Source organism: Pseudoalteromonas sp. MSK9-3, assembly GCF_003590335.1.
Taxonomy (GTDB): Bacteria; Pseudomonadota; Gammaproteobacteria; order Enterobacterales; family Alteromonadaceae; genus Pseudoalteromonas.
Map to the genome: position 1 here is coordinate 1 of NZ_MIET01000001.1, position 21,367 is coordinate 21,367.

A 21,367-nucleotide genomic window follows, 5' to 3' on the forward strand; every position below is an offset into this window, starting at 1 on the left:
AACGGTACTACGACCTTGAATGCCGTAATGACTTTGCGCTTGCTTATACGTGAATTCGCCTTTTTCTACTAGCTCAACAATGGATAATTTAAAGCCTAATGTATAGTCTCGTTGAGTACGCTTAATGCCTTTAGTTTTAGTGCTCTTCATAAAATAAGTCCTATATGTGTAAACACATTTCAGGACAAGACAGTATTTAGGGCATAAAAAGCTACTTTTTATGCCCTGCCTTTTTAGCACCTTGTAATTTGATGTGTATCATTCCCCCACCCTATACCTTCAACAACACCTTGAGTTTATGCAAATTTTTACTATCTTTTAATAACTATATGAAAATGAAACCTAGCAAGGAAGACTTCCATGAATAGCGTAAAAGCCAAACTCATGATCTGTGTGATCACCGGACTCTCACTGATCCTTATTGGTGCACTCATGACCTTGTTTTCAGTAAAAAATGTGGCTGCTGAGCTAGACTCCCTAATAAACAATGAACTGATGACACGAAAACAAGTCGGCTTAATGTCAAATCAGTTTAAAACCCAGGTTCAGGAGTGGAAAAACGTCTTGATCCGCGGTAGTAATACCGAACAATATGAAAAGTATTGGCAACGATTCGAAAAAAATGAACAAGAAATTCAAGATACAATAGCACAATTATTAAATGATACAGGTTTGCACGGCTCAGTCGCGCAAAAGCTAGAGGCGTTTCAAATTGAACATCAAAAACTGGGGGCACTCTATCGAGACGGATTAAAACAATATGATGCCTCACAATTCAACACCCAAGTTGGCGATGTCGCGGTGAAGGGGATAGACCGAACCTCAGCAGCTTTGTTAAACGACATAACCCACTCCATCACTGAGTTAGTTGAAGTGCGTTCAAGCACTCTAACTGCAAAAAAAGAGCAAGTTTTAATACAAAGCTTTGTAATAATGCTCATCTTAGCCAGTGTCATTCTGGTGCTTATGACGATATATATACAACGGCTTGTTACTCGCCCCATTCGTAATGCATCAATGTATGCCGAACAAATTGCATCCGGTAATTTATCTAACGATATTAAAGGTCATAAAAAAGATGAAATTGGTTTGCTGTTAGCAAACCTCGCGACCATGCAACAAAACTTGCTCAACATGACTGAAGATCTCAAACAACAAATGGCGCTGCAAAAAGTTCAAGCCCAGGAGAATAACAGAATAAAGCAAGCTCTGGATAATGCCGCAGCGCCCGTTATGCTCAGTTCACAGCAAGGAGAGATCATTTATGCCAATCAACAGTGTCGCGATTTGTTTAAGCGCTACCACGAACAAATTTCCACTGTGCAACCCGAGGCGCAAATAAACACATTGCTAGGTGCCAATACCCAAAGCTTATTCAGCAAACAACCTTGCTTTAAAAAACTCGCCTCTTCCAGTGAGCAACAGGTCGACTGTGAAATTACTTTTGGCCCAGTCATCTTAAGTGTCGTTGCTGGGCCTGTTGTTGACTCCAATGGGGCTACTTTAGGTGTTGTTTATGAGTTTTCTGATTTAACAGAGCAACGTTATGCAGAAATACAAGTAGGAAAAATTATTAAAGCCGCTTCGCAGGGACAACTAGCCACTAGGCTCGAAGCCAATGAATTTACGGGGTTTATGAATACGTTAGCCAGTAGCATAAACTCTTTACTAGAAGCAATTGCAAAGCCAATAAAGCAAACGAAAGACACACTCAATTTAATTGCGATTGGGCAAGTACCCGACACCATCAATGGTGACTATAGCGGCGAATTTTTAGAAATAAACCATAGCCTAAAAACGGCGACTGGCGCGATTAACGCACTTATCTCAGATACTAATATGCTGATGGAGGCTGCAAACCGAGGTGAGCTCTCTAAACGCGCAGACATTACACTTCACCAAGGTGATTTTCAAAGTATTGTGAAAGGGTTTAATACCACGTTAGATGTTATTGTCGAGCCCGTCCGTCTTACCGCAGACTACTTAGACCAAATTGCAAAAGGTCAGTTACCTTCTAATATTAGTGACAATTATAAAGGGGATTTCCTCCAAATTAGAAGTAGCCTAGTAACCTCCATTAACGCGATTCAGAATATGGTCAAAGATACCGCGTACCTTGCTCAAGCAGCAAGTAACGGGCAACTTGACGAACGCGCTGATAACTCACTGCATCAAGGGGAATTTGCCGCCATCGTTGGAGGCATTAATTTAACCCTAGATGCCATTTCTGAACCATTAAATGAGTGTAAAACGGTCATGTTTGCTTTATCTGAGGGTAATTTAACCAAGTCAGTGCAAGGTGACTATCAAGGTGATTTTAATGCCCTTAAACACTCAGTGAATACCTCTGTATCGAACTTAGCCAAAATGGTCAGTCAGATCCGCGCTACAGCTAACACCATAAATAACTCAGCCAGTGGTATAAAGTCTGGGATGAATGACTTAAGTGAAAGAACCGAGTCGCAAGCTGCTTCTATACAACAAACAACCGCATCCATGAACGATATAACCGATACAGTTACTGTCAACTCAAAAGATGCCCACTCTGCGAGTTCTCTGGCCAATGAGGCCGATAAACAAGCACAGCAAGGCGGTGAGCTTGTCCATTCTACAGTGAGTGCAATGAAGGAAATAAGTAACAGCTCCAGTGAAATATCGAATATTATCGAAGTGATAAACGAAATTGCTTTTCAAACTAATTTATTGGCATTGAATGCCGCCGTTGAAGCTGCGCGTGCCGGTGAGTCTGGCAGGGGGTTTGCGGTTGTCGCCGCAGAAGTGCGAGAACTGGCACAACGCAGTGCCAATGCATCCAAAGAAATATCAGCATTATTAAATGATAGCGCAATTAAAGTTGACCACGGTGTCCAGCTTGTCACTGAATCAGGTCAAACTCTCAGCGACATTGTTGATAGTATAAAACAATTATCGAAATTCATGAGTAATATCGCACTTGCAAGTACTGAGCAGTCAAATGGCATTGGGCAAATTAATGTCGCCATAAAGCAGATGGACAGTATTATTCAGAAAAACACATCTTTGGTAGAAAGTGCTAACTCATCAAGTAATAGCCTGTCTCATCAGGCCAATGAACTCAATCGATTTATGTCAGGATTTGAAGTATAGATGAGGTATAACACAGTCCAGCAGCTCATTCTGGACTGTGTTTGAGTTAAATTATTTTGCTTTATTATGAATAGCATCTAACCTAGCCAGCAGGCTTGATGTATCAAAACGCCCGCCCCCTAATGCTTGCACATCTGCGTAATACTGATCAACCAATGCGGTTACCGGCAATGTCGCTCCATTGCTGCGCGCTTCATCAAGCGCAATACCAAGATCTTTGCGCATCCAATCAACAGCAAAACCAAATTCGTATTCACCCGCATTCATGGTTTTATAACGGTTTTCCATTTGCCAAGACCCTGCAGCCCCTTTAGAAATGGTTTCAACAACCTTTTCAGCATCAAGTCCTGCTTGTTTAGCAAAGTGCAAGCCTTCAGCCAATCCCTGTACAACACCCGCAATACAAATTTGATTGACCATTTTGCACGTTTGACCGCTCCCCACTTCACCAAGTAACTGACTAAAACGGCTAAATGCAGCCATGATTGGCTGAGCTTTATCAAAACAGATTTGCTCACCACCCGCCATGACCGTTAACACCCCATTTTCAGCACCCGCTTGACCACCGGACACTGGTGCATCAATAAAGTGAACACCTGATTGCTTTGCATTCTCAGCAACTTCACGCGCCACTTTAGCTGAGGTCGTCGTATGATCCACTAAGATAGAGTCAGCTGCCATACCCGCTAAAACGCCTTCATCGCCATACACAACCGACCTAAGGTCGTCATCATTACCTACACACATAAAAACAAACTGTGCACCGAGTGCCGCTTGTCTCGGTGTTTCTGCATAGTTGCCTCTATGCTGTTCAACCCACGTTTGTGCTTTTTGTGTTGTTCGGTTATACACAGTTACGTCATACCCTGCTTGGGCCAAATGCCCAGCCATTGGATAACCCATTACCCCTAATCCGATAAATGCCACTTTGATTGACATAATTCTGTCCTATTTCGCTGATATGGTATTAACAATGGAGATTTTATACCCCAATTAATTGGCGTATAGCAAATTTAAAACACGAATTAGGTATTAAAAACACTAATTTACAACATGCCCGTGAAGGAGTATGCGTAAAATGGAAACAATTTATCGATACAGTGTGCAGTTGCTAAATGGCGAAACACTCTCGCTCAAGCAATTGGCAGGTAATCCTGTCTTGATCACAAACATTGCTAGTAAATGTAGCTTTGCTGGTCAACTCAGTGCCTTAGAAAGAATTTACAAAAAATATAAGCCATTGGGCCTTGAAATTTTGGCATTCCCCTGTAATCAATTTGGGCGCAATGAGCCATTAGAAGACGCAATGCTAAAAGAGTTTTACAACAGTCATTTTGACCTGAGTTTTCTTGTTTGTAACAAAGTCCAAGTCAACGGACCCGATGCCCATCCATTGTTTAATTATTTGAAATCAAACACGCGAGGCATCGCACAAAACCGCGCAATTAAGTGGAACTTTACTAAGTTTTTAGTAAACTCAGAGGGCGAGCTCGTCTCAAGATATGCTCCTCGCACCAAACCTGAAACCCTAAAACCGGTTATAGAGAGCCATTTATATAATGAAGATCGCCCTATTCAGTTCGCAAAGTTATGAAAAGCCATTTTTTGATACCGCGCTATCATCTTACCCAAGTTTAGAACTTACCTACTTTAGTGAACCTTTGTCTGAACGGACAGTGTCTTTGTGTGAAGGTTTTGATGCAGTGTGTGTATTTGTAAATGATGATGTTGGTGAGCAGATCCTAAGCCAACTCGCGAACTTTGGGGTAGGTTTAGTTGCGCTAAGGTGCGCCGGGTTTAATAACGTCGACATCCACACGGCAAACTCTCTCAATATTAAGGTTGTCAGAGTCCCCGCATATAGCCCTGAAGCTGTCGCTGAGCATTGTATTGCACTTATGCTCACGTTAAGTCGTAAAACACATAAAGCATATAACCGTGTGAGAGAAGACAATTTTGATCTCAATGGCTTATTAGGCTTTAACCTGCACAATAAAACCGTTGGCATTATTGGCGCTGGTAAAATAGGCCAAGCACTGATCTCAATCTTAAATGGCTTTGGTGCAAATGTGTTGGTGTTCGATCCAAATATTGGTGAAGGAAGTTATACCAAAGTCACACTCGACATGCTACTTGCTCAAAGTGATATTATTAGCCTACATTGCCCTTTAAACGACGCCACGTTTCACTTATTGAATGCACAAGCTTTTAGCAAGATGAAACACGGTGTGATGTTAATAAATACCAGCCGCGGTGCACTGATTGACAGTAAGGCCTGTATTGAGGCACTAAAAAGTCGCAAAATTGGTTATCTAGGGCTTGATGTTTATGAGCAAGAGTCTGAGCTTTTCTTTAAAGACCGCAGTTCAGAAATAATTCAAGATGACATTTTTACCCGCTTAGTTAGTTTTCCTAATGTACTCATAACTGGTCACCAAGGATTCTTTACCCAAGAAGCGCTCTGTCAAATAGCCCAAGTAACCATCAGTAACCTCAATGAAGGTGACATAGGGGCCACATTGACGAATCAAGTTATCTAGCATGAGAAACGAAGCACACTGTTAGGCCTGCGGCTTCGTTCTCCTAATGCTGAAAATGTAAACACAACGCCTTTTATTCCATACCGGTTAGGGGCTGTTCATTAATTGTGTTCTACCCACCCTATTTCCTCTTTTTGCCCGTACAGCTAGTACGTGAGCTAAAGGAATACCTCCGTGTGCTGGTTGCCAGCCTTGCGCCGTTTTTATTTCAATATCAAACCCTGGTATTGGGGTGAAAAAGGTCGTTTCTCCATTTTTATTCAACCCAATGGCAACATGTGGAATACGATAGAAAACACCTTCTTTGGCAAGCTTTGGCAGTTCCTTGTAGCCTAAAATACTAATAAAACGCTGCCAATCAGCCTCTCTTTCTAATTGCGCTGTTTTGTCAAAATACTCGGAAGATGCGCTATATATACGCCCTTTTTTATACTCCAATGCCCATTTAGGTTTATGCCATGCCCGCTCGGCAAACGCCAGTAAACGCGGGTACAACATGTACTCGGCTTGTTTGTCTGTGCGGATCATTTCAGACCATAAATGCGCTTGAATACCCGTGGCCATGACACCTTGCTTTAGCCCACTTTGAATATCATTCGCCTCGTAATGGTGGTAACGGCTATTACGCCAAACCTCTGCATGAGCTGGTAAATTATCAGGCATAAACTCAAATACCTTACGAGTATCTACCGCTCTCGTCGCCCAGTGATTACCCCGCTCCATAGGATGTGATGTATATGGAAAATCAAAATACGTTACATCAGGGTTAGAAATAACGACTTGCCACTTTCTATTCATATGTTCATGTGAAACTACATGCCCGCCCTCTGCCAACGTTCCCCATACATTGCTTTGCACATTCGTGGGCATGTTATGGACACGTACATCTCCTAAACCATCACTCCATGCCGCAACTTGTACTCCTTTTTCAGTCACCATTTGGCCAACGCGTTCTATAAAATAGCCATTTAGTGATCCGTAGGTCTTAAGCAGGGTTTTACAAGCGGGCGACTTTAACCAAGCACCTGCCGTTTCATCGGCACCAATATGGTACGTATTTAACGGCACGCCCGCTTGGCGATGCAAACCTTGTACACCGTCTAATACTTTATCAATAAATGCATAGGTTTGAGGCAAGCAGACATTTAATGTGTTGTCGTTATAATGCTGAATAGAGCTATATACTGTCTTGTCATCAGTATCAACTAGACGATACTTTTGCGCTGCTTCATGCTTACCAAGCGCTGTTAAACGCCTATACCGCGCTTCCATAGATACAATGGCTGCACGAGAATGTCCGGGCATATCAAGCGACGGGATCACCGTAATATGATGCTTATCTGCATAACGAAGAATATCAATATAGTCATGGCGACTGTAATACCCATTTACTGATGACCCCTTATCATTCCCCGCGCCCAGTTGCGGCAATAAGCAGTTTTGCTCTGATAAATCAAAACAGCGATACCCTCCTACTTCGGTGAGCTCTTCCAATCCATCAATTTCTAGCCGCCAACCTTCATCATCGGCCAAATGTAAATGTAAGCGATTTAATTTATAACTGGCCATATGCTCGATGGTGTCAAGCACGAATTGTTTAGAGCGAAAATTTCTAGCAGCATCTATATGTAGTCCGCGAAATTTGTAGTGAGGGCTATCTTTAATTTTCACTTCATTAACCAGTAAAGATTTACCATCTAATAACCCCATCAAGCTTTGCAGTGCATAAAAAGCCCCTGAACTCGTGTTAGCAGTAATATATATTCCCGCTTCTGTCACCTGCAAAGTATAAGCTTCATCCCTCGCTCCACTCGTTTTACGTAATGAGATATCAAGTAATACTCCGCTTTCTCGTTCGTTTACTCCAACAGTAGACATTCTTTCTAGCGCCGCTGAAACACTCTCTCGCGTGATGCCATTAAGTACTAAGCGAATACCGCCTGATAAATCAACTTTTTTATCAGAAGTAAGCTGCATCGCGCTGGGCTTTGGAATGATCCCTTCAGGAGAGCTTGTCTCGAGTGGTTTGTGGCTATTTTCAAAGTGATAACGAGGCCCCATCCAAGGGGTTTTGTCACTTTTACTGGTTCTTAGTTGTGATAGCGTCGTAAACGGTGCGAGGTAGGATTGAGTTTCAAGACCGGTCGTTGCATCTTCACCCACTAAAGTACTTACAATAACTTTCGCTGCCAACGCATGCTTAGCGTCTGATAGTAGGTAATTAGGCATAAACTCAGAACGGGTGATCTGTGAATTTTGAGTATAAAACCGTAGTTTATGCGCCTTCCCAGCAATAAACCCCGTAAAGGACTCTGATGGGCTAATTTTATGCAGATCGCCATTAATATGCGTTATGTCAAACTGCTGATTTGAACCATGTATGATTGGCATGAGTTGACTAAAATAAATGACCCAACTCTTATCTGACAGATCATACGGTAATGTGAGGGCAAGCTCAGATAAATAACACTGCGCCACATGTGCAGGGCATGTTGCATTTGCCTCTAAAAGTGTATATTTCACATCTAATTGACGTGACATTTTATCCAAATCGACCTGCTCTAATGCAATAGCGTTAGAACTAATAATAAACAACACTACAATTAAATACTTAACCATTTAATACTTCCTTTGCATGGGGGATTTCATTAATAAATAAAGCAAATGACCCTAGCAAGGGTGCATATTGCAATCGACTCGGCTGCACGCAAAGATGTGATACAAGCATCTCGTGGCTATGCTCGCTAAGAGAAGAAAATAAACTGCTTTTGAATAACGAATATGACTGCGTAACTGAGCCGCCAAGCACAATTTTATCTGGGTCAAATGCCAATAATATCAGTGATATCGCATGGCCGAGGTGTTGTCCAAATTGATTGAATAGAGCTTTAGACTTCGTATCTCCAAGCTTTGCTTTTTCTGCTTCTTGCGCGCCATCAAGTCCCAACAGCTTAAAAAACTGCCCACTGGTATACTCTTCTACAATACCTTCTAAATATGTAAAACTGCCAAACTCTCCAGCAAAACCATTACTCCCTATATATAGTTCTCCGTTAAGCACAACCCCAGAGCCTAACCCAGTCCCTAAGGTGATCCCTATCAAATTATTGCACGGCAAGTGTGATCCATACTGATACTCGCCAAATGTAAAACAGTTCGCATCGTTATGAACCACAACCGGTAAACCAAACTTGCTGTATAGCCACTCTTTCAATGAGACCGAATGCAAATTTGGAATATTAACCGTTTCTATAATATAGCCATCAGCCACTCTCACGCTGCTTGGCACGCCGAGCGAAATACCCATACATTGCACACTTAGATGCACTGCGATGATCTGTTCTATAAACGCTAAAACCGCCTGCTTTGAACCTCGTGAAGGCACATCATAACGATGTACTTTGCCAAGACCATTATTAGATACCTCAGCAACATGGGCTTTAGTCCCACCTAAATCAATACACAAAACACCACTCATAATTATTGTGACACCTCTGTTCGACGATTAAATAAACTCACCGTATGATTCTTAATCAAAGGTTTAGTCCACATGCCGACACTGAATATATAGGCAAGTGGGATCAACAACACCAACATTGCAACTTGTTGAGAGCCAATAGTCTCACTCACCAACCCTAAAATGGGAGAGGCAATAGCGCCTCCTACAATCCCGGTGCACAAAATACCTGCCACTGCACCATGGCCTACTTGCATAGAGTTAAGGGCGAGAGAAAACAGCACCGACCACATAATAGATAAAAAGAACCCGACGGCAGAAAAACTTAACAGCGACGTTGACTTACTGCCAAATAACGCAAGCAACAGAGCACTAGCAGCACCCATGCTAAAGACCATTAATAACTTCTGTGCATCAAAAAACTTCAAAAGTAATAACCCAATTAGACAGCCTACTGTTAGCAGCAACCAAAACTGACTCACCGCATACGCACCATGAGTGTGCGCATCTAGCCCATGATAAGACTGTAAAAACAAAGAAATTGAATTTGCAACACCCTGCTCTAAAGCAACATATGCGACGATCGCAAAGAAAAACTTAACAACAATTGGATTTTTTAACAGTGCTAAGCTCTGCTTTACGCTAAGTAACTCATTACAATTACGTTCAACCTTTGCTATCGGAGTCAACAATATATAAACCACCATACCCAAGCTCAAAGCAGCAAACAGCCAATACATACTGAGCCACGCCATTGAGCTAGGCACTAATCCGATAAAAAAGCGGCCAACTCCTTTATACAGCGTAATCCCTTCAACAAAAGTGCTATAGACTATCGGAGACAAGGTCGCTGCACCGCCAAACATAAGCTGTGCAAGTACCGAGTACATCGCGAAATGCTTACTCCCCCCGCTTACCCGTAACAGCGGATTAATAGCAACTTGTAACAAGGCCATCGCACACCCGATGGTAAATAACGCAAACATAGCCACCAAAAAAGACGGAGACAACGCAAAGCTCAAAGACCCAGCGCCAGCCAAAGTGAATGCGAGTAACATCACCGGTTTTTCTCCTCTCGCCTGCACCAGTAAGCCAGCTGGAATTGACATCACTGCGTAGGCCACAAAAAAAGCAAACGGAAAAAAGCCGGCCAACGTAATACCAATATTAAAGTCATCGATGAGTTCAGGGAAAATCGGGCCAAGAATATTGGTAATAAACGACACCATAAAAAAAGTGATCAATACCAACACCACAATCCCATATTTCACGTTCATATTCCTACCTCAAAATTTAGATAAGGCAATAGCGTTAGAGCGTATTCGTAGAGATACAAACACACGACTCAAGGGGTTGCATTGCCTTAGGTTTGGGAGTTTTTTTGCTCTATAAAGCCTTGTTGGTAATGTAAGTGCCGCTTATGCAGCACTTACTTTAAGCTTTATATATTTACCAGCGTGCACGAAGACCAAACGTGAGTCGTCGCTCATAAATGTTTTGAGAAATGCGGTTATCTTTCCACTGTGCATAATTGGTTTCATATTCTTCAGTCAGATTACTACCCGACATAAACACCGTGAAATTATCATCAACATCATAACTGGCTGAAATATCAATGTACGTCGTAGGTTCAGTCCAAATTGCCGTATCACCCATACCATAAGGAACTGAAATTTCAGCTAAACGCTTAGAGCGGTAATTAGCCGCCAATCTAAATTGAAACCCTGACTTTTCATACCACAGTACTGCATTGGCAGATTCTTTAGAATTGTCTTCTAACGGCAGCGCTTCACCATCTAAATCAGTGCGACCACTTTCACTATCACTGTAGGTATAGTTAAAAGATGCCCCTAACCCACTCCACATACCAGGTAAAAAGTCGAACGCTTGCTGATATGAAAACTCAGCGCCGCTCATTGTTCCACCAGCCCCGTTTACCAAACCATTAACGGTGACTTCCCTACGAATCACTTCATCACCATCAGGCATTGCCTGTAACCAGGTACTTGATTCAATAAATGAAGCCAATTTGATATTAAAGATACCAATACTCGCCATCGCACTCGGAGAGAAGTACCACTCTACCGCCATATCGCTATTTTCTGCTCGCCAAGGGTTTAATTCTGGGTTTCCTTGCATCGTTGCATTTGTCGCGATGAGTAAGTCTGGAGAAATCCCTTCTCTAGCAGCTAGGTCATCACCCGCACGAGTACGGCTGATGGTTAGCCCCCCTGCTATTTGCTGCAGATCCAGTTTTGTCATTGTCTTACCCCACGCAGCACGATAGACGACATCATCACTTAAATTAACGCTTAAATTGAACGACGGTAAAAAATCTGAAAAAGACTTATCCGTGATCACATCGCCTGCATCTTCGGCAACGGTGCCTGGGCAGTTAGTACAAATAGAATCTCCTATCACGTTTTGCGCTATTTCCAAATCGGTTTTAATGTATTGGAAACCCGCATTAGCTCGGTAATTATCCCCAGAAAAGTCTGCACGCCAATAAAGAGACTGCGTCTGCTCGGTCACTTTGTAAGAACTGCCGGGGACCATGCCTCGCACATTTCCAGGATAAAACCTATTTTGGAAGGCAAAGGGGTCATCCAACTGTTTCGGGTCAATAAAGTAGATACTACCAATATTATTGGGGCCAAAATCAGATACCGACTGCACCCAGCCCTCTGGCAGGCTCGCAAACGTGATCAAATTATCATGGCCCATGGTTAAGTCACCTGCAGAGGCACTTGGCGTACCGCCACTTCCGTCTGTGTCAAACGCCGCTAACCCTTGGTCTTTCCACATAACATTAACGCTCCCCTCACCCACAGGGTTATTGAATGGCGCTAATAACACATATTGATCTCGCGAAATATCTCGTTCAGAAAAGCGTACGCCAAAACGCATGGCATTCAAATGATCGGTATCAAACTCATACTCACCGTCCAACCGCAATACATCTAAAGACGCGTCTTCATCATAATTATTCTCTGAGTAAGTTGATGTGACGGAATAACGATTAATATTAGAGCCAAATGCTTCACCCTGTAATGATGACGGCGGCATTAACGTTGCATATTTACCCGTAAAGTCAAAGCGCATCGGCACTGTATTTGGGCCATATCCACCCGGGTTCACCGCTATCGGGCCATTACCTTCATTACGACGCAGACCATGCGCCAAACCATTGGTTAAATATCCTTGAGCAACATTTTCAGTATGACTGCGAGATGCATCTGCCGTTATAAAGCGCATTTTTCCTGAAAAAGGCCCGTCACCCTGGTAAACAAGTTCAATATTGTAGTTGGTCGATTTTCTCTTATTGGTGTGGCTTTCTGAGTGCGCAACCACACGTGGAGCATTCAACGTAATATCTTGCGCAGTATACAAGCTATGGCCAGACGCTAATATTTCACCTCGATTAATTGGGTTATGTTGATCTTGCCATTGCCAATGCCCGCCCCATGCATTGTCTGCCATTAATCCTCTTTGGCGATCTGCATCATCCATTTTGGTATAAAACACATCGGCATTTAATTCGAATGTGTCTGATAGCTGGGCTTGAAAACTAACATTAGCCCCCGTTCTTTCACGTTCAGTAAAGCGATTAACCATCCCATAACTGACGTACGTGTATTCCGCATCATTTGTATCGCCATCACCATTCATATCTGTTTGCGGACAATACCAACACTCCCCAGATTCTGGGACAGCCCCAACCCAACCGTGATTCGTTGCACCTAAACGATAGTTTGCCAGCGTCACTTCATCTTTTGATAAGGTAGCTAACACCGCAAACTTATCGGCGTTGTAGCCTGCAAAAACCATGGCTTTAGGGTCTGTTTCTTTAGAGTAAGAACCCCTTGCAGCCTCAATTGATGCAGCACCAGTGAATCCCTCAGCTAAATCAAATGCCTTTCTCGTTTGCAAATCAACGGTACCAGAGATCCCACCAGCCAATGTGTCCGCAGTCGGTGACTTCATCACATTCATTGCCCCAACCAAACTGGATGGAATGTCTGTAAAGTCTGGCTGTACCTTCGTCAATGAACCTGCACTTAAAAATTGTTCGCCATTAAGCAACGTCGTGACTTGAGGCATACCACGAACATTAATCGTCGACCCTTCACCCGCACTGCGCCTAATTTGAATACCAGGAATACGTTGCAGCGAATCTGCAATAGTCGCATCTGGAAGCTTACCAATGTCTTCAGCTGTGATGGAGTCAACAACCCCATCAGCAAAGCGCTTGGTATTTAAACTTTTCTCTGTAGAAGCCCGAATACCACGCACTTCGATTACTTCAAGTTCCTCTTCACTTTGCCCGTCAACCGCTAAGGCATGACTAGACATAACACCTGCTAAAATTGCGTAACTGATAAGGGAAAGCTTGAATGATCTCTTGTTGTTCATGTCATTCCTCTGATAATTTTTATATTGTTAGATAGTTTCATATTTACTACCAAGATTTTTGGTACCCCCTTATTTCAACAGTTGCTTTTAATAAAAGTGCGCAATATCTATCATCTATTAATACTCACCTACCTACCTGACATCGCTGTCATTACATATAATTTACATGAAATGAAAAATTAATATATTTTTTAGTAAGTTACAGCAACAAATGCAAGGATCGTACTAATGGTTAATTGAATCGTATCACTTTAAGATGCTTAACTAATCATCATGTATTAATAACTTGTTAAGCTTAAATAAAAGGAGCGATTTATGAGAGCTTTATGTGAGAAAATCATCCCATCAGACAACTGTTCATGGCGATATTGCCTCTATAAATTAAACGAAATCCCATTCAATTGGCACTATCATGCCGAATATGAGATTTGTTTAACCTTAAATAGCCAAGGCGTGAGCCATATTGGCGATCACATAGCACCATACGGTAACTTTGACTTGGTATTACTCGGTCCAGATTTACCACATACTTGGCAATCACAGCCCAATCATGACGGAACAGAACAGCTGGTACATGTTGCACAGCTCCCTTCTCAATGGATTGAAGGGTTAGTACAAAACAATCCAGAACTCGCAGATTTAAATCACTTATTACGCAAAGCACGCTGCGGAGTGCGTTTTAGCGAGCAAACGGCAAAATCTCTGCTTCCTCTTTTTGAAGCAATAGACAGTGCAGATCCGCTTCATCGATTCAACTTATTAATGTCTTTACTGCATACGTTAAGTACTAACGAATCACAGACTCTATCTAGTCAAGAATTTTCATTTCCAAGAACGCTGGATCCCGCAAAAGATAAATTTGAAAAAGTGCTCAATTATATTTATGACAATTACTGCGATCCTCTCAGTGTCGACTCCCTCGCTCAATACATCCATATGAGTACCAATCACTTTCATCGTTTTTTTAAAAAGCGCACTGAATGCACCGTGACAGAGTTTATTAACCAACTAAGAATAGCTAAGGCCTGTAAACTATTAGTCAACAGCTCAGTGCCTATTTCGGTCATAAGCGACCAATGCGGTTTTAATAATATCTCCAATTTTAACCGGCGCTTCTTAGCCATAAAACTATGTACGCCGAGTGAATTTAGATCACGAATTCATCAAGCAACATTAATTTAGTATCCGTCTTTAATTTGGAGTCAAATCCATGTTAACTTATAGGCATACATCCTCATGGTACTAGGTTGTAAAGGACTACTCAGCGCTACTTAGCAATATTGACACGCTCAATAATAAGTATTCCTTTATTACTTTATGAGGAATACCTATGTCTACAAAACGCCCTACAATCGTGATTGTTGGTGGAGGTGCTGGTGGGTTAGCACTTGCGACGCAATTGGGCCATAAATTAGGAAAGAAAAAACACGCTGATATCGTACTGATTGACAAAAATAGAAATCATATATGGAAGCCCTTGCTACATGAAGTGGCCACAGGGTCTTTGGATGCTGATTTAGATGGCGTGGTGTATTCGGCACATGCTGCTAAGCATCATTATCGGTTTATCCTAGGTGAATTCACCACTTTAGATACTCAGCAAAAACAGCTCACACTCAAGCCTTTACTGAATGAATCTGCCCAACAAATACTGCCACAACGACAAATTCACTTCGATAAACTGATACTGGCTATCGGCAGTGTTAGTAATGATTTTAATACCCCAGGTGTAGCAGAACATTGCTTCTTTTTAGACTCCCATACACAAGCAGAACGTTTTCAACATGCGCTGCTCGATAACTTCACCCGTATTCACCAAAGCAACACGACCCAACATAAACCGCTTAATATTGCCATTGTTGGCGGTGGTGCAACAGGCGTAGAACTCTCAGCTGAGTTGTATCATGTTACACATTTACTGAAAACATATGGGCTAAATAATATGACCTCTGATCAGCTGAAAATAAGCTTAATCGAAGCGGGTCCTAGAATACTCCCCGCCCTGTCTGAACGAATCGCCAACTCAGCAAAACGAGAGTTACTAAAACTCGGCGTAAACGTATTTGAAAATACTAAAGTAAAATCTGCCTCTGCAACGGCGTTTGAAACCCACCTAGAAACAGAAATTGAAGCAGATATAAAAGTCTGGGCTGCGGGAGTTAAAGCCCCTGACTTTATAAAGGAGCTTAATATATTTGAACTCAATGCAAATAACCAAATCAACGTCGATTCATATTTACGAAGTACCCAGTGTGATTCAATCTATGCCATTGGTGATTGCTGCTCATTCACTCAAGCCGATGGGAGTATTGTGCCACCCCGTGCCCAATCAGCACATCAAATGGCATTGTGTGTCCAACAGAACCTCATAGCAGAGATATTTGGATTGCCCCTAAAACAATTCAAATACCAAGATCATGGTTCCCTTGTTAACTTGTCTCAGTTTACTGCGGTGGGTAACCTTATGGGCAATTTAACTAAAAACAGTTTTTTTATTGAAGGTAAAATCGCAAGACTAATGTACGTATCACTTTACCGCATGCACCAACGTGCAATACACGGTTCTTTACGCACATTCATTCTATGGCTCAGTGAGAAAATGCTGAAAATAGTAAGACCAAAAATGAAACTACATTAATATCTACGTTATTTAAGCAGTAGCAAGTTTTAGTAGGCTAAACACATTGCTTAGCCTACAAAGCCACTATTTCTAAAAGGCTATTTTAAAGCAACATTGACAAATACTGCCGTCATTAATACAGGGCACACAAAGCGCACATATTGTGCAAACCAATAATGTGGCCCTTTACACTCTAGGTGTAATTGATTACCCCGCTTCCACATCCAGCCCACAGTAATAAAGTAAAACAACCCCATAAGTGGTAACTGATATTGCGTGAATAGGCTGATAACCAACCCAAACAACCAATCAAAGTTCAAAATAATGACACTTGAGACAAGTAAAATGGTTGCCGTTACCCACCATGTTGCACTGTTTCGCTTAAAGCCGTGATTTTCAACCAAAAACGCAACAGGGATTTCTGTAGAAGAAATGGTGGAAGTTAAAGAAGCAATCGACATTAAAATAAAGAACGTAAGCCCAACAAGTAAACCCACTTCTCCCATACTGGCAAACAGCTCTGGTAACACCGCAAAAATTAAACGCCCTTCGCCAATTAACTTGCCATCTTGAAAGACCTCAACACCGTTGTGCTGTGCAACAAAAATGGCAGGTATGATCAATAAGCCAGCAAGAAAAGCAACCCCCGTATCAAGGAGCGCAACACTCGCCGTTAATTTAGGCAAATTGGCATTAGGCTTAAGGTATGATCCATAAATCATCATACAGCCTACACCGAGAGACAATGAGAAAAACGCTTGGCCCATCGCTGCAATCACAAGATCAGGATCTGTTATCTGAGAAAAGTCAGGGACTAAATACGCTTTAAACCCCTCTACTGCACCGTCTAACGTGCCGATATAAGCGATTAATGCCACTAATAATAACAATAGCATTGGCATCAAACGACGCGACCAAGTTTCTATTCCTGACTTTACCCCTTTTAATATAATCCCGGCAGTTAGCAGCAGCATAATAGGCGTAAAAATAAAGTTACGCAGTGTCGAGTCACCAATTAAAAAGGCACTTAACTGCTCGAACCCAAAGAACCTAGCAATAGGCTCAATGGAATATGCCAGCATCCACCCCGCAACAATAGAATAAAAGCTCAACATAATAATAGCGCCGAACAATCCGATATATCCGGCGGATGCACCTATTTTAGGCCCTTTTTCTTGCCACGCTTGTTTTAATGCTTGGACAGGGTTTGATTGTGCTTGATGGCCTAGATATAGCTCAGTGTAGAGTGCAGGCAATGCCAAAAGAAAAATAACAATGAAGTAGACCAATAAAAAAGCGCCACCACCATGGTTTGCAGCTTGAGTGGGAAACCCCCAAATATTACCTAATCCTACCGCTGCGCCAGCAGCAGCAAGAACAAAGCCAAGTCGGCTTTGAAAACCATCGCGCAATTGAGCCATACCGATTCTATATGATTATTGTTTTGGACCGCTGATTATACTTAACTTGTTAAAAAATGCGACTACCAAGGTTCAAATTAAGGAACCTTCCAAAACAAACCCAAGCCGGATTTAAAAACTAGACCCTGCTTGCGTCAAAAACTGTAATTCATCGTCACTCGAAACTCGATTCAATATTTGATTTCTATGTGGGTACCGACCAAATTGGTCAATAATTTTCTTGTGCGCCAACTCGAATTCATAATTGGGTAATGCGCGAAACAATGCTTCTGCTTGTTGGTGAATGATTTTACTTTCACTATGCATCAAAGGCATATATAAAAAACTCAGCTCTGTATCATTGAGTTGTTTATCCACCCCCTTATCAATAGCATGCTGAGCAAGGCATAACGCCAAGGCATCTGATGCGAATGCATCGGGCGTATCCCGAAACATATTTCTTGAAAACTGGTCCAATATAATTATTTCACATAGCGCACCAATAGGTTCTGCACGCCAATGGGCCAGCTCCCCTTGCATCGCCATGCGATGGTGGACTGAAAACTGTGATTTAATTTTAAGGTCGAAGTGAAGCGATTTGTTCCACCAGTCAGACTCTGAGCAAGTGACAAACCAAAATTGATAAATATCTTGATACTGCATGGTGGCCTCCCAATACTGCTTAATTAGCACTCTACTCGGGATTTTACCACCATGCAATCTAAAACTTAATTATTAGTTATTGTTTGATAAATGTTGCCAATAATTAGGCAGCTTCAAGTAATTTAGCATGAATAGATTGAACCACTTTATCTGAGTCCGCTTGCTCAACTAAAAAGCACAGATTATGTTTACTCGCCCCATGGCAAATCAAACGAATATTAAAGTCGCTCAATACTTCCATAAGGTTCACTTCATGCTGACGTAACTGAATTTGAGAGCCTATCAATGCCACTAACGTTAAATTGTTCTCAACCGTCACATGACAAAACTCACTGAGCTCTTCTAAACACTGTTGATCAAGCTCTGGACGAGAAGCATTGAACGCATTATCAAGGGTTATCGCCACACTTATCTCAGACGTGGTGACTAAATCAACAGAAATATTATACGCACTTAAAGTGGTAAAAATACGTGCTAAAAAGCCACTTGCTAATAACATTTCAGGGCTTTTCAAAGTCAACAATATCTGGTTTTTTCGTTGCGTTACAGCTCTGATCCCAGCTTGCGATGAGGTGTCTTTTTCAATCCACGTGCCGCCCGCCTGAGGATCACGGCTTGAACCAACAAACACTGAAATATTACTTCGACTCGCCGGCAATATTGTTGCAGGGTGCAGTACTTTTGCACCAAAGGTCGCCATTTCAGCGGCCTCGTCAAAGCTCAACTTCGCTATTGGCGATGCTTTAGCACACAAACGTGGATCTGTACTGAATATACCTACTACATCCGTCCAAATATGCACACTTTTTGCGTTTATCGCTTCAGCCAATAAAGCGGCACTATAATCAGAACCGCCACGGCCGAGTGTAGTTGTTTGATTGTAAGGATCACTGCCAATAAAACCTTGCGTAACAATCACTGTTTCATCTAACAACGGCAGCAAGTGCTTTTGGGCAGCCAGCGCGGTTGCCGCAATATCTGGCGTTGCTTTACCAAATCGGTTATCTGTTTTAAGTACTTTACGTACATCAAAGCGATCGGCTCTAACGCCCAAGTTTCGCAGAACTTGCGTAAATAAAAATGAAGATAAACGCTCCCCAAAGCTCAGCATTTCATCGCATTGTTGTGCACTCAGCGCCGGCAATGCTGCCAGCGATTTAAGTTCATTGAGTGTTAATTCAAAAGACTGAGCTAGATCGGCATCCAGTGTTAATTTAGCCAAAATCGCATTCTGAATTGTAATTATATTGTCGACCAACGCTAAACGTTCATCTTCATTGGATTTTTGTTGGGTTAAAGTAACTAAGTGGTTAGTCACACCCGCACTGGCACTCACGGCCACAATACGCACGTTACTGTCGTCGTGAATAATTTGTGCACAGCGGTGCATGGCGTCAAAATCGGCTACACTGGTGCCACCAAACTTCGCGACCGTGTACTGTGAACTCATGATATCTCCTTGTGACTGCTATGGTGCAATCATCAATAATAAGGAGAACTTGGCAATTAAGGTGCTTTGTATGAAAAGAAGTAACCATTGCCAGAAGCTCTCCACCAAAAAACGGTGACAGTTCCAAGGATTCAACCTCGTAAACCGAAAGTGCATAATGACGTACTATGAACTTCCTCGGCGAGTACTTCCCTCTTTAGTGGTCTATGGCGTTCGTCACCTCTCACTAAATACCTAAGTATCGCACCTCTTCTGTATATTTTGCCGTTTCTAAACTGAACACAGACAAAATAAAAACCCGCACACTGTGCGGGTTAAAAATAAAGTACCGTTTAGACGTCTAGGTGTCAAGTAATAAATTGACCCTTTTATATATACTGACCTGCAACATAAGCCCCCGCATATCCAATGGTATACGCAACTAATAAATACAAGAACATATGTAAATAGCTCATAAACGTCAGCGCCTTCACTTTACTCATTGCGATAATACCGGCCGCAGAACCAATCACTAGCATTGAGCCGCCTACACCGGTAGCGTAGGTAAACATAAGCCATTGCTGTGGAGTCATGACAATCTCAGCTTTTAATAACGCCGCAGTTAACGGCACATTGTCAACCGCTGCTGAAAGTAGCCCCATTAAGTAGTTTGCATATTCAGGTGGAATATAGACATAGAGATCAGTAAACATAGCCAATACTCCCACTTCTTTTAGCGCACCGACAAGAAGTAACACCCCAACGAAAAACAGTAAGGTATCGTATTCAATCTCGCGGATATAATCGATAATTTTCTTGTTCACATCCTTTTTACGCATCAAGAATTGCGCAACCAAAAACATCAATGACAATCCAAACAAAAATGTGAGTAGAGGCGGAACCTGATACTGTACACTCAAAAATAACGTCGCGAAAATCGTCGAAGTAAATATGACCGCGATGGTAATATCTGTTTTTTCAATACGTCTTTGAATTTGCTTTTCAAAGTGGAGTTGCTCGTTCATACCAATTGACAACATGGCAGCCAATGCCATGACACTCACAAGCGCAGGGCCAACCAGTAATAACAAGTTTGGAATAGTGACTTTATCCGCTAAGAAAATCATTAATGTTGTGACATCTCCCGTGATGAGTGACACACCACCAGAATTAACACTAAAAATAATTAACGTTGCATACTTTATTAACTTCTTTGGATCTAGCTTCAACGACATAACTACTGCCAAAGAAATCAAGGTTGCGGTAATATTGTCAGAAATCGAAGAAAATACAAAAGCAGCAATACCAACTAAGAACATAAGCTTACGTTCGCTAATCTGCGATGGCATCACACGATGCACAATGTTTTGTATAAACCCTTTTGAGTTCAAATAAGCCACAAACGTCATCGCAGCCATTAAGAACAACCACAATGTGGCGATTTCAAGGATATTATGATCTAGCTCATGTTGTACAGTTTCTGGGCTTTGACCATGAATGGGGGAGATAAAAGCGATAATCCAACATAAAGTACCAAAAAAAAGGGTAGTTTTGGCCTTGTTTACATGGATGATATCCTCTATAACGATAAGCACAAACGCAATCGCTATCAGGGTAAGGATAATGGGCGTAACCATAATGCGTAAACAACCTGTAATTATAAGTTAAAAATTTAGAACGGTAAGGTAATTCGGCGCGGAGTCTAGCACTTACATATAG

The 21,367-nt window shown here is 42.0% G+C and carries 14 protein-coding genes, 1 pseudogene and 1 riboswitch; of the genes and pseudogenes, 5 read left to right on the forward strand and 10 right to left on the reverse strand.

Features of this window, described 5'->3' with window-relative positions; translation table 11 throughout:
• Nucleotides 1-150: pseudogene (locus BGP78_RS00005) on the reverse strand (IS3 family transposase); the annotation flags it as partial.
• Nucleotides 151-360: 210 nt separating this feature from the next.
• On the opposite strand from BGP78_RS00005, the gene BGP78_RS00010 reads away from it, so the two are divergent.
• On the forward strand, nt 361-3,126 hold the full coding sequence (locus tag BGP78_RS00010) for a methyl-accepting chemotaxis protein (RefSeq protein ID WP_119859484.1): 2,766 nt from the start codon (nt 361-363) through the stop codon (nt 3,124-3,126).
• A gap of 51 nt (nt 3,127-3,177) precedes the next feature.
• Here the strand turns inward: BGP78_RS00010 and BGP78_RS00015 are convergent, their stop codons facing one another.
• The gene (locus BGP78_RS00015; protein ID WP_119859485.1) at nt 3,178-4,065 is read right to left on the reverse strand and encodes an NAD(P)-dependent oxidoreductase; all 888 of its coding nucleotides are present in this window, start codon (nt 4,063-4,065) and stop codon (nt 3,178-3,180) included.
• A gap of 139 nt (nt 4,066-4,204) precedes the next feature.
• Here BGP78_RS00015 and BGP78_RS00020 point away from each other — a divergent pair, with 139 nt between their 5' ends.
• Together BGP78_RS00020 and BGP78_RS00025 are read left to right on the forward strand one after the other, a co-directional pair.
• Nucleotides 4,205-4,720 carry a glutathione peroxidase gene (locus BGP78_RS00020; protein ID WP_119859486.1) on the forward strand — a complete coding sequence of 172 codons (516 nt, stop codon included), beginning with the start codon at nt 4,205-4,207 and terminating at the stop codon, nt 4,718-4,720.
• A complete protein-coding gene (locus tag BGP78_RS00025) occupies nt 4,686-5,666 on the forward strand; it encodes a 2-hydroxyacid dehydrogenase (protein ID WP_119859487.1) in 981 nt (326 codons plus the stop codon). Before BGP78_RS00020 ends, BGP78_RS00025 begins: the two co-directional genes overlap by 35 nt.
• 87 nt (nt 5,667-5,753) lie before the next feature.
• Here the strand turns inward: BGP78_RS00025 and BGP78_RS00030 are convergent, their stop codons facing one another.
• The 4 genes from BGP78_RS00030 to BGP78_RS00045 form a co-directional block, all read right to left on the reverse strand.
• A complete protein-coding gene (locus tag BGP78_RS00030) occupies nt 5,754-8,285 on the reverse strand; it encodes a family 20 glycosylhydrolase (protein ID WP_119859488.1) in 2,532 nt (843 codons plus the stop codon).
• Complete coding sequence (locus tag BGP78_RS00035; protein WP_119859489.1) at nt 8,278-9,144, reverse strand: ROK family protein; 867 nt, start codon at nt 9,142-9,144, stop codon at nt 8,278-8,280. Before BGP78_RS00035 ends, BGP78_RS00030 begins: the two co-directional genes overlap by 8 nt.
• Nucleotides 9,145-9,146: 2 nt before the next feature.
• Nucleotides 9,147-10,400 (reverse strand): MFS transporter, encoded by a 1,254-nt coding sequence (locus tag BGP78_RS00040; protein ID WP_119859490.1) that lies wholly within the window; start codon nt 10,398-10,400, stop codon nt 9,147-9,149.
• 172 nt (nt 10,401-10,572) lie between these two features.
• Entirely contained in the window at nt 10,573-13,536 is a 2,964-nt protein-coding gene (locus BGP78_RS00045) for a TonB-dependent receptor (protein ID WP_119859491.1), read from the reverse strand.
• A gap of 315 nt (nt 13,537-13,851) precedes the next feature.
• Between BGP78_RS00045 and BGP78_RS00050 the strand changes: the two genes are divergently transcribed.
• Both BGP78_RS00050 and BGP78_RS00055 read left to right on the forward strand, forming a co-directional pair.
• On the forward strand, nt 13,852-14,718 hold the full coding sequence (locus BGP78_RS00050; RefSeq protein ID WP_119859492.1) for an AraC family transcriptional regulator: 867 nt from the start codon (nt 13,852-13,854) through the stop codon (nt 14,716-14,718).
• A gap of 148 nt (nt 14,719-14,866) precedes the next feature.
• Entirely contained in the window at nt 14,867-16,174 is a 1,308-nt protein-coding gene (locus tag BGP78_RS00055) for an NAD(P)/FAD-dependent oxidoreductase (protein ID WP_119859493.1), read from the forward strand.
• Between the two features lie 80 nt (nt 16,175-16,254).
• Here the strand turns inward: BGP78_RS00055 and BGP78_RS00060 are convergent, their stop codons facing one another.
• From BGP78_RS00060 to nhaD, 4 genes are all read right to left on the reverse strand, one after another.
• Nucleotides 16,255-17,577, reverse strand: a complete 1,323-nt coding sequence (locus BGP78_RS00060; RefSeq protein WP_119859494.1) for a sodium-dependent transporter — start codon at nt 17,575-17,577, stop codon at nt 16,255-16,257.
• 111 nt (nt 17,578-17,688) lie between these two features.
• Nucleotides 17,689-18,219, reverse strand: coding sequence for a DUF924 family protein (locus BGP78_RS00065; RefSeq protein ID WP_119859495.1), 531 nt, complete (start codon nt 18,217-18,219; stop codon nt 17,689-17,691).
• Between the two features lie 103 nt (nt 18,220-18,322).
• A complete protein-coding gene (gene lysC / locus BGP78_RS00070; RefSeq protein WP_119859496.1) occupies nt 18,323-19,669 on the reverse strand; it encodes a lysine-sensitive aspartokinase 3 in 1,347 nt (448 codons plus the stop codon).
• Nucleotides 19,670-19,755: 86 nt separating this feature from the next.
• Nucleotides 19,756-19,929, reverse strand: a riboswitch (Lysine riboswitch).
• 108 nt (nt 19,930-20,037) lie between these two features.
• Complete coding sequence (gene nhaD / locus BGP78_RS00075) at nt 20,038-21,285, reverse strand: sodium:proton antiporter NhaD (protein ID WP_119859497.1); 1,248 nt, start codon at nt 21,283-21,285, stop codon at nt 20,038-20,040.
• Between the last annotated feature and the right edge of the window lie 82 nt (nt 21,286-21,367).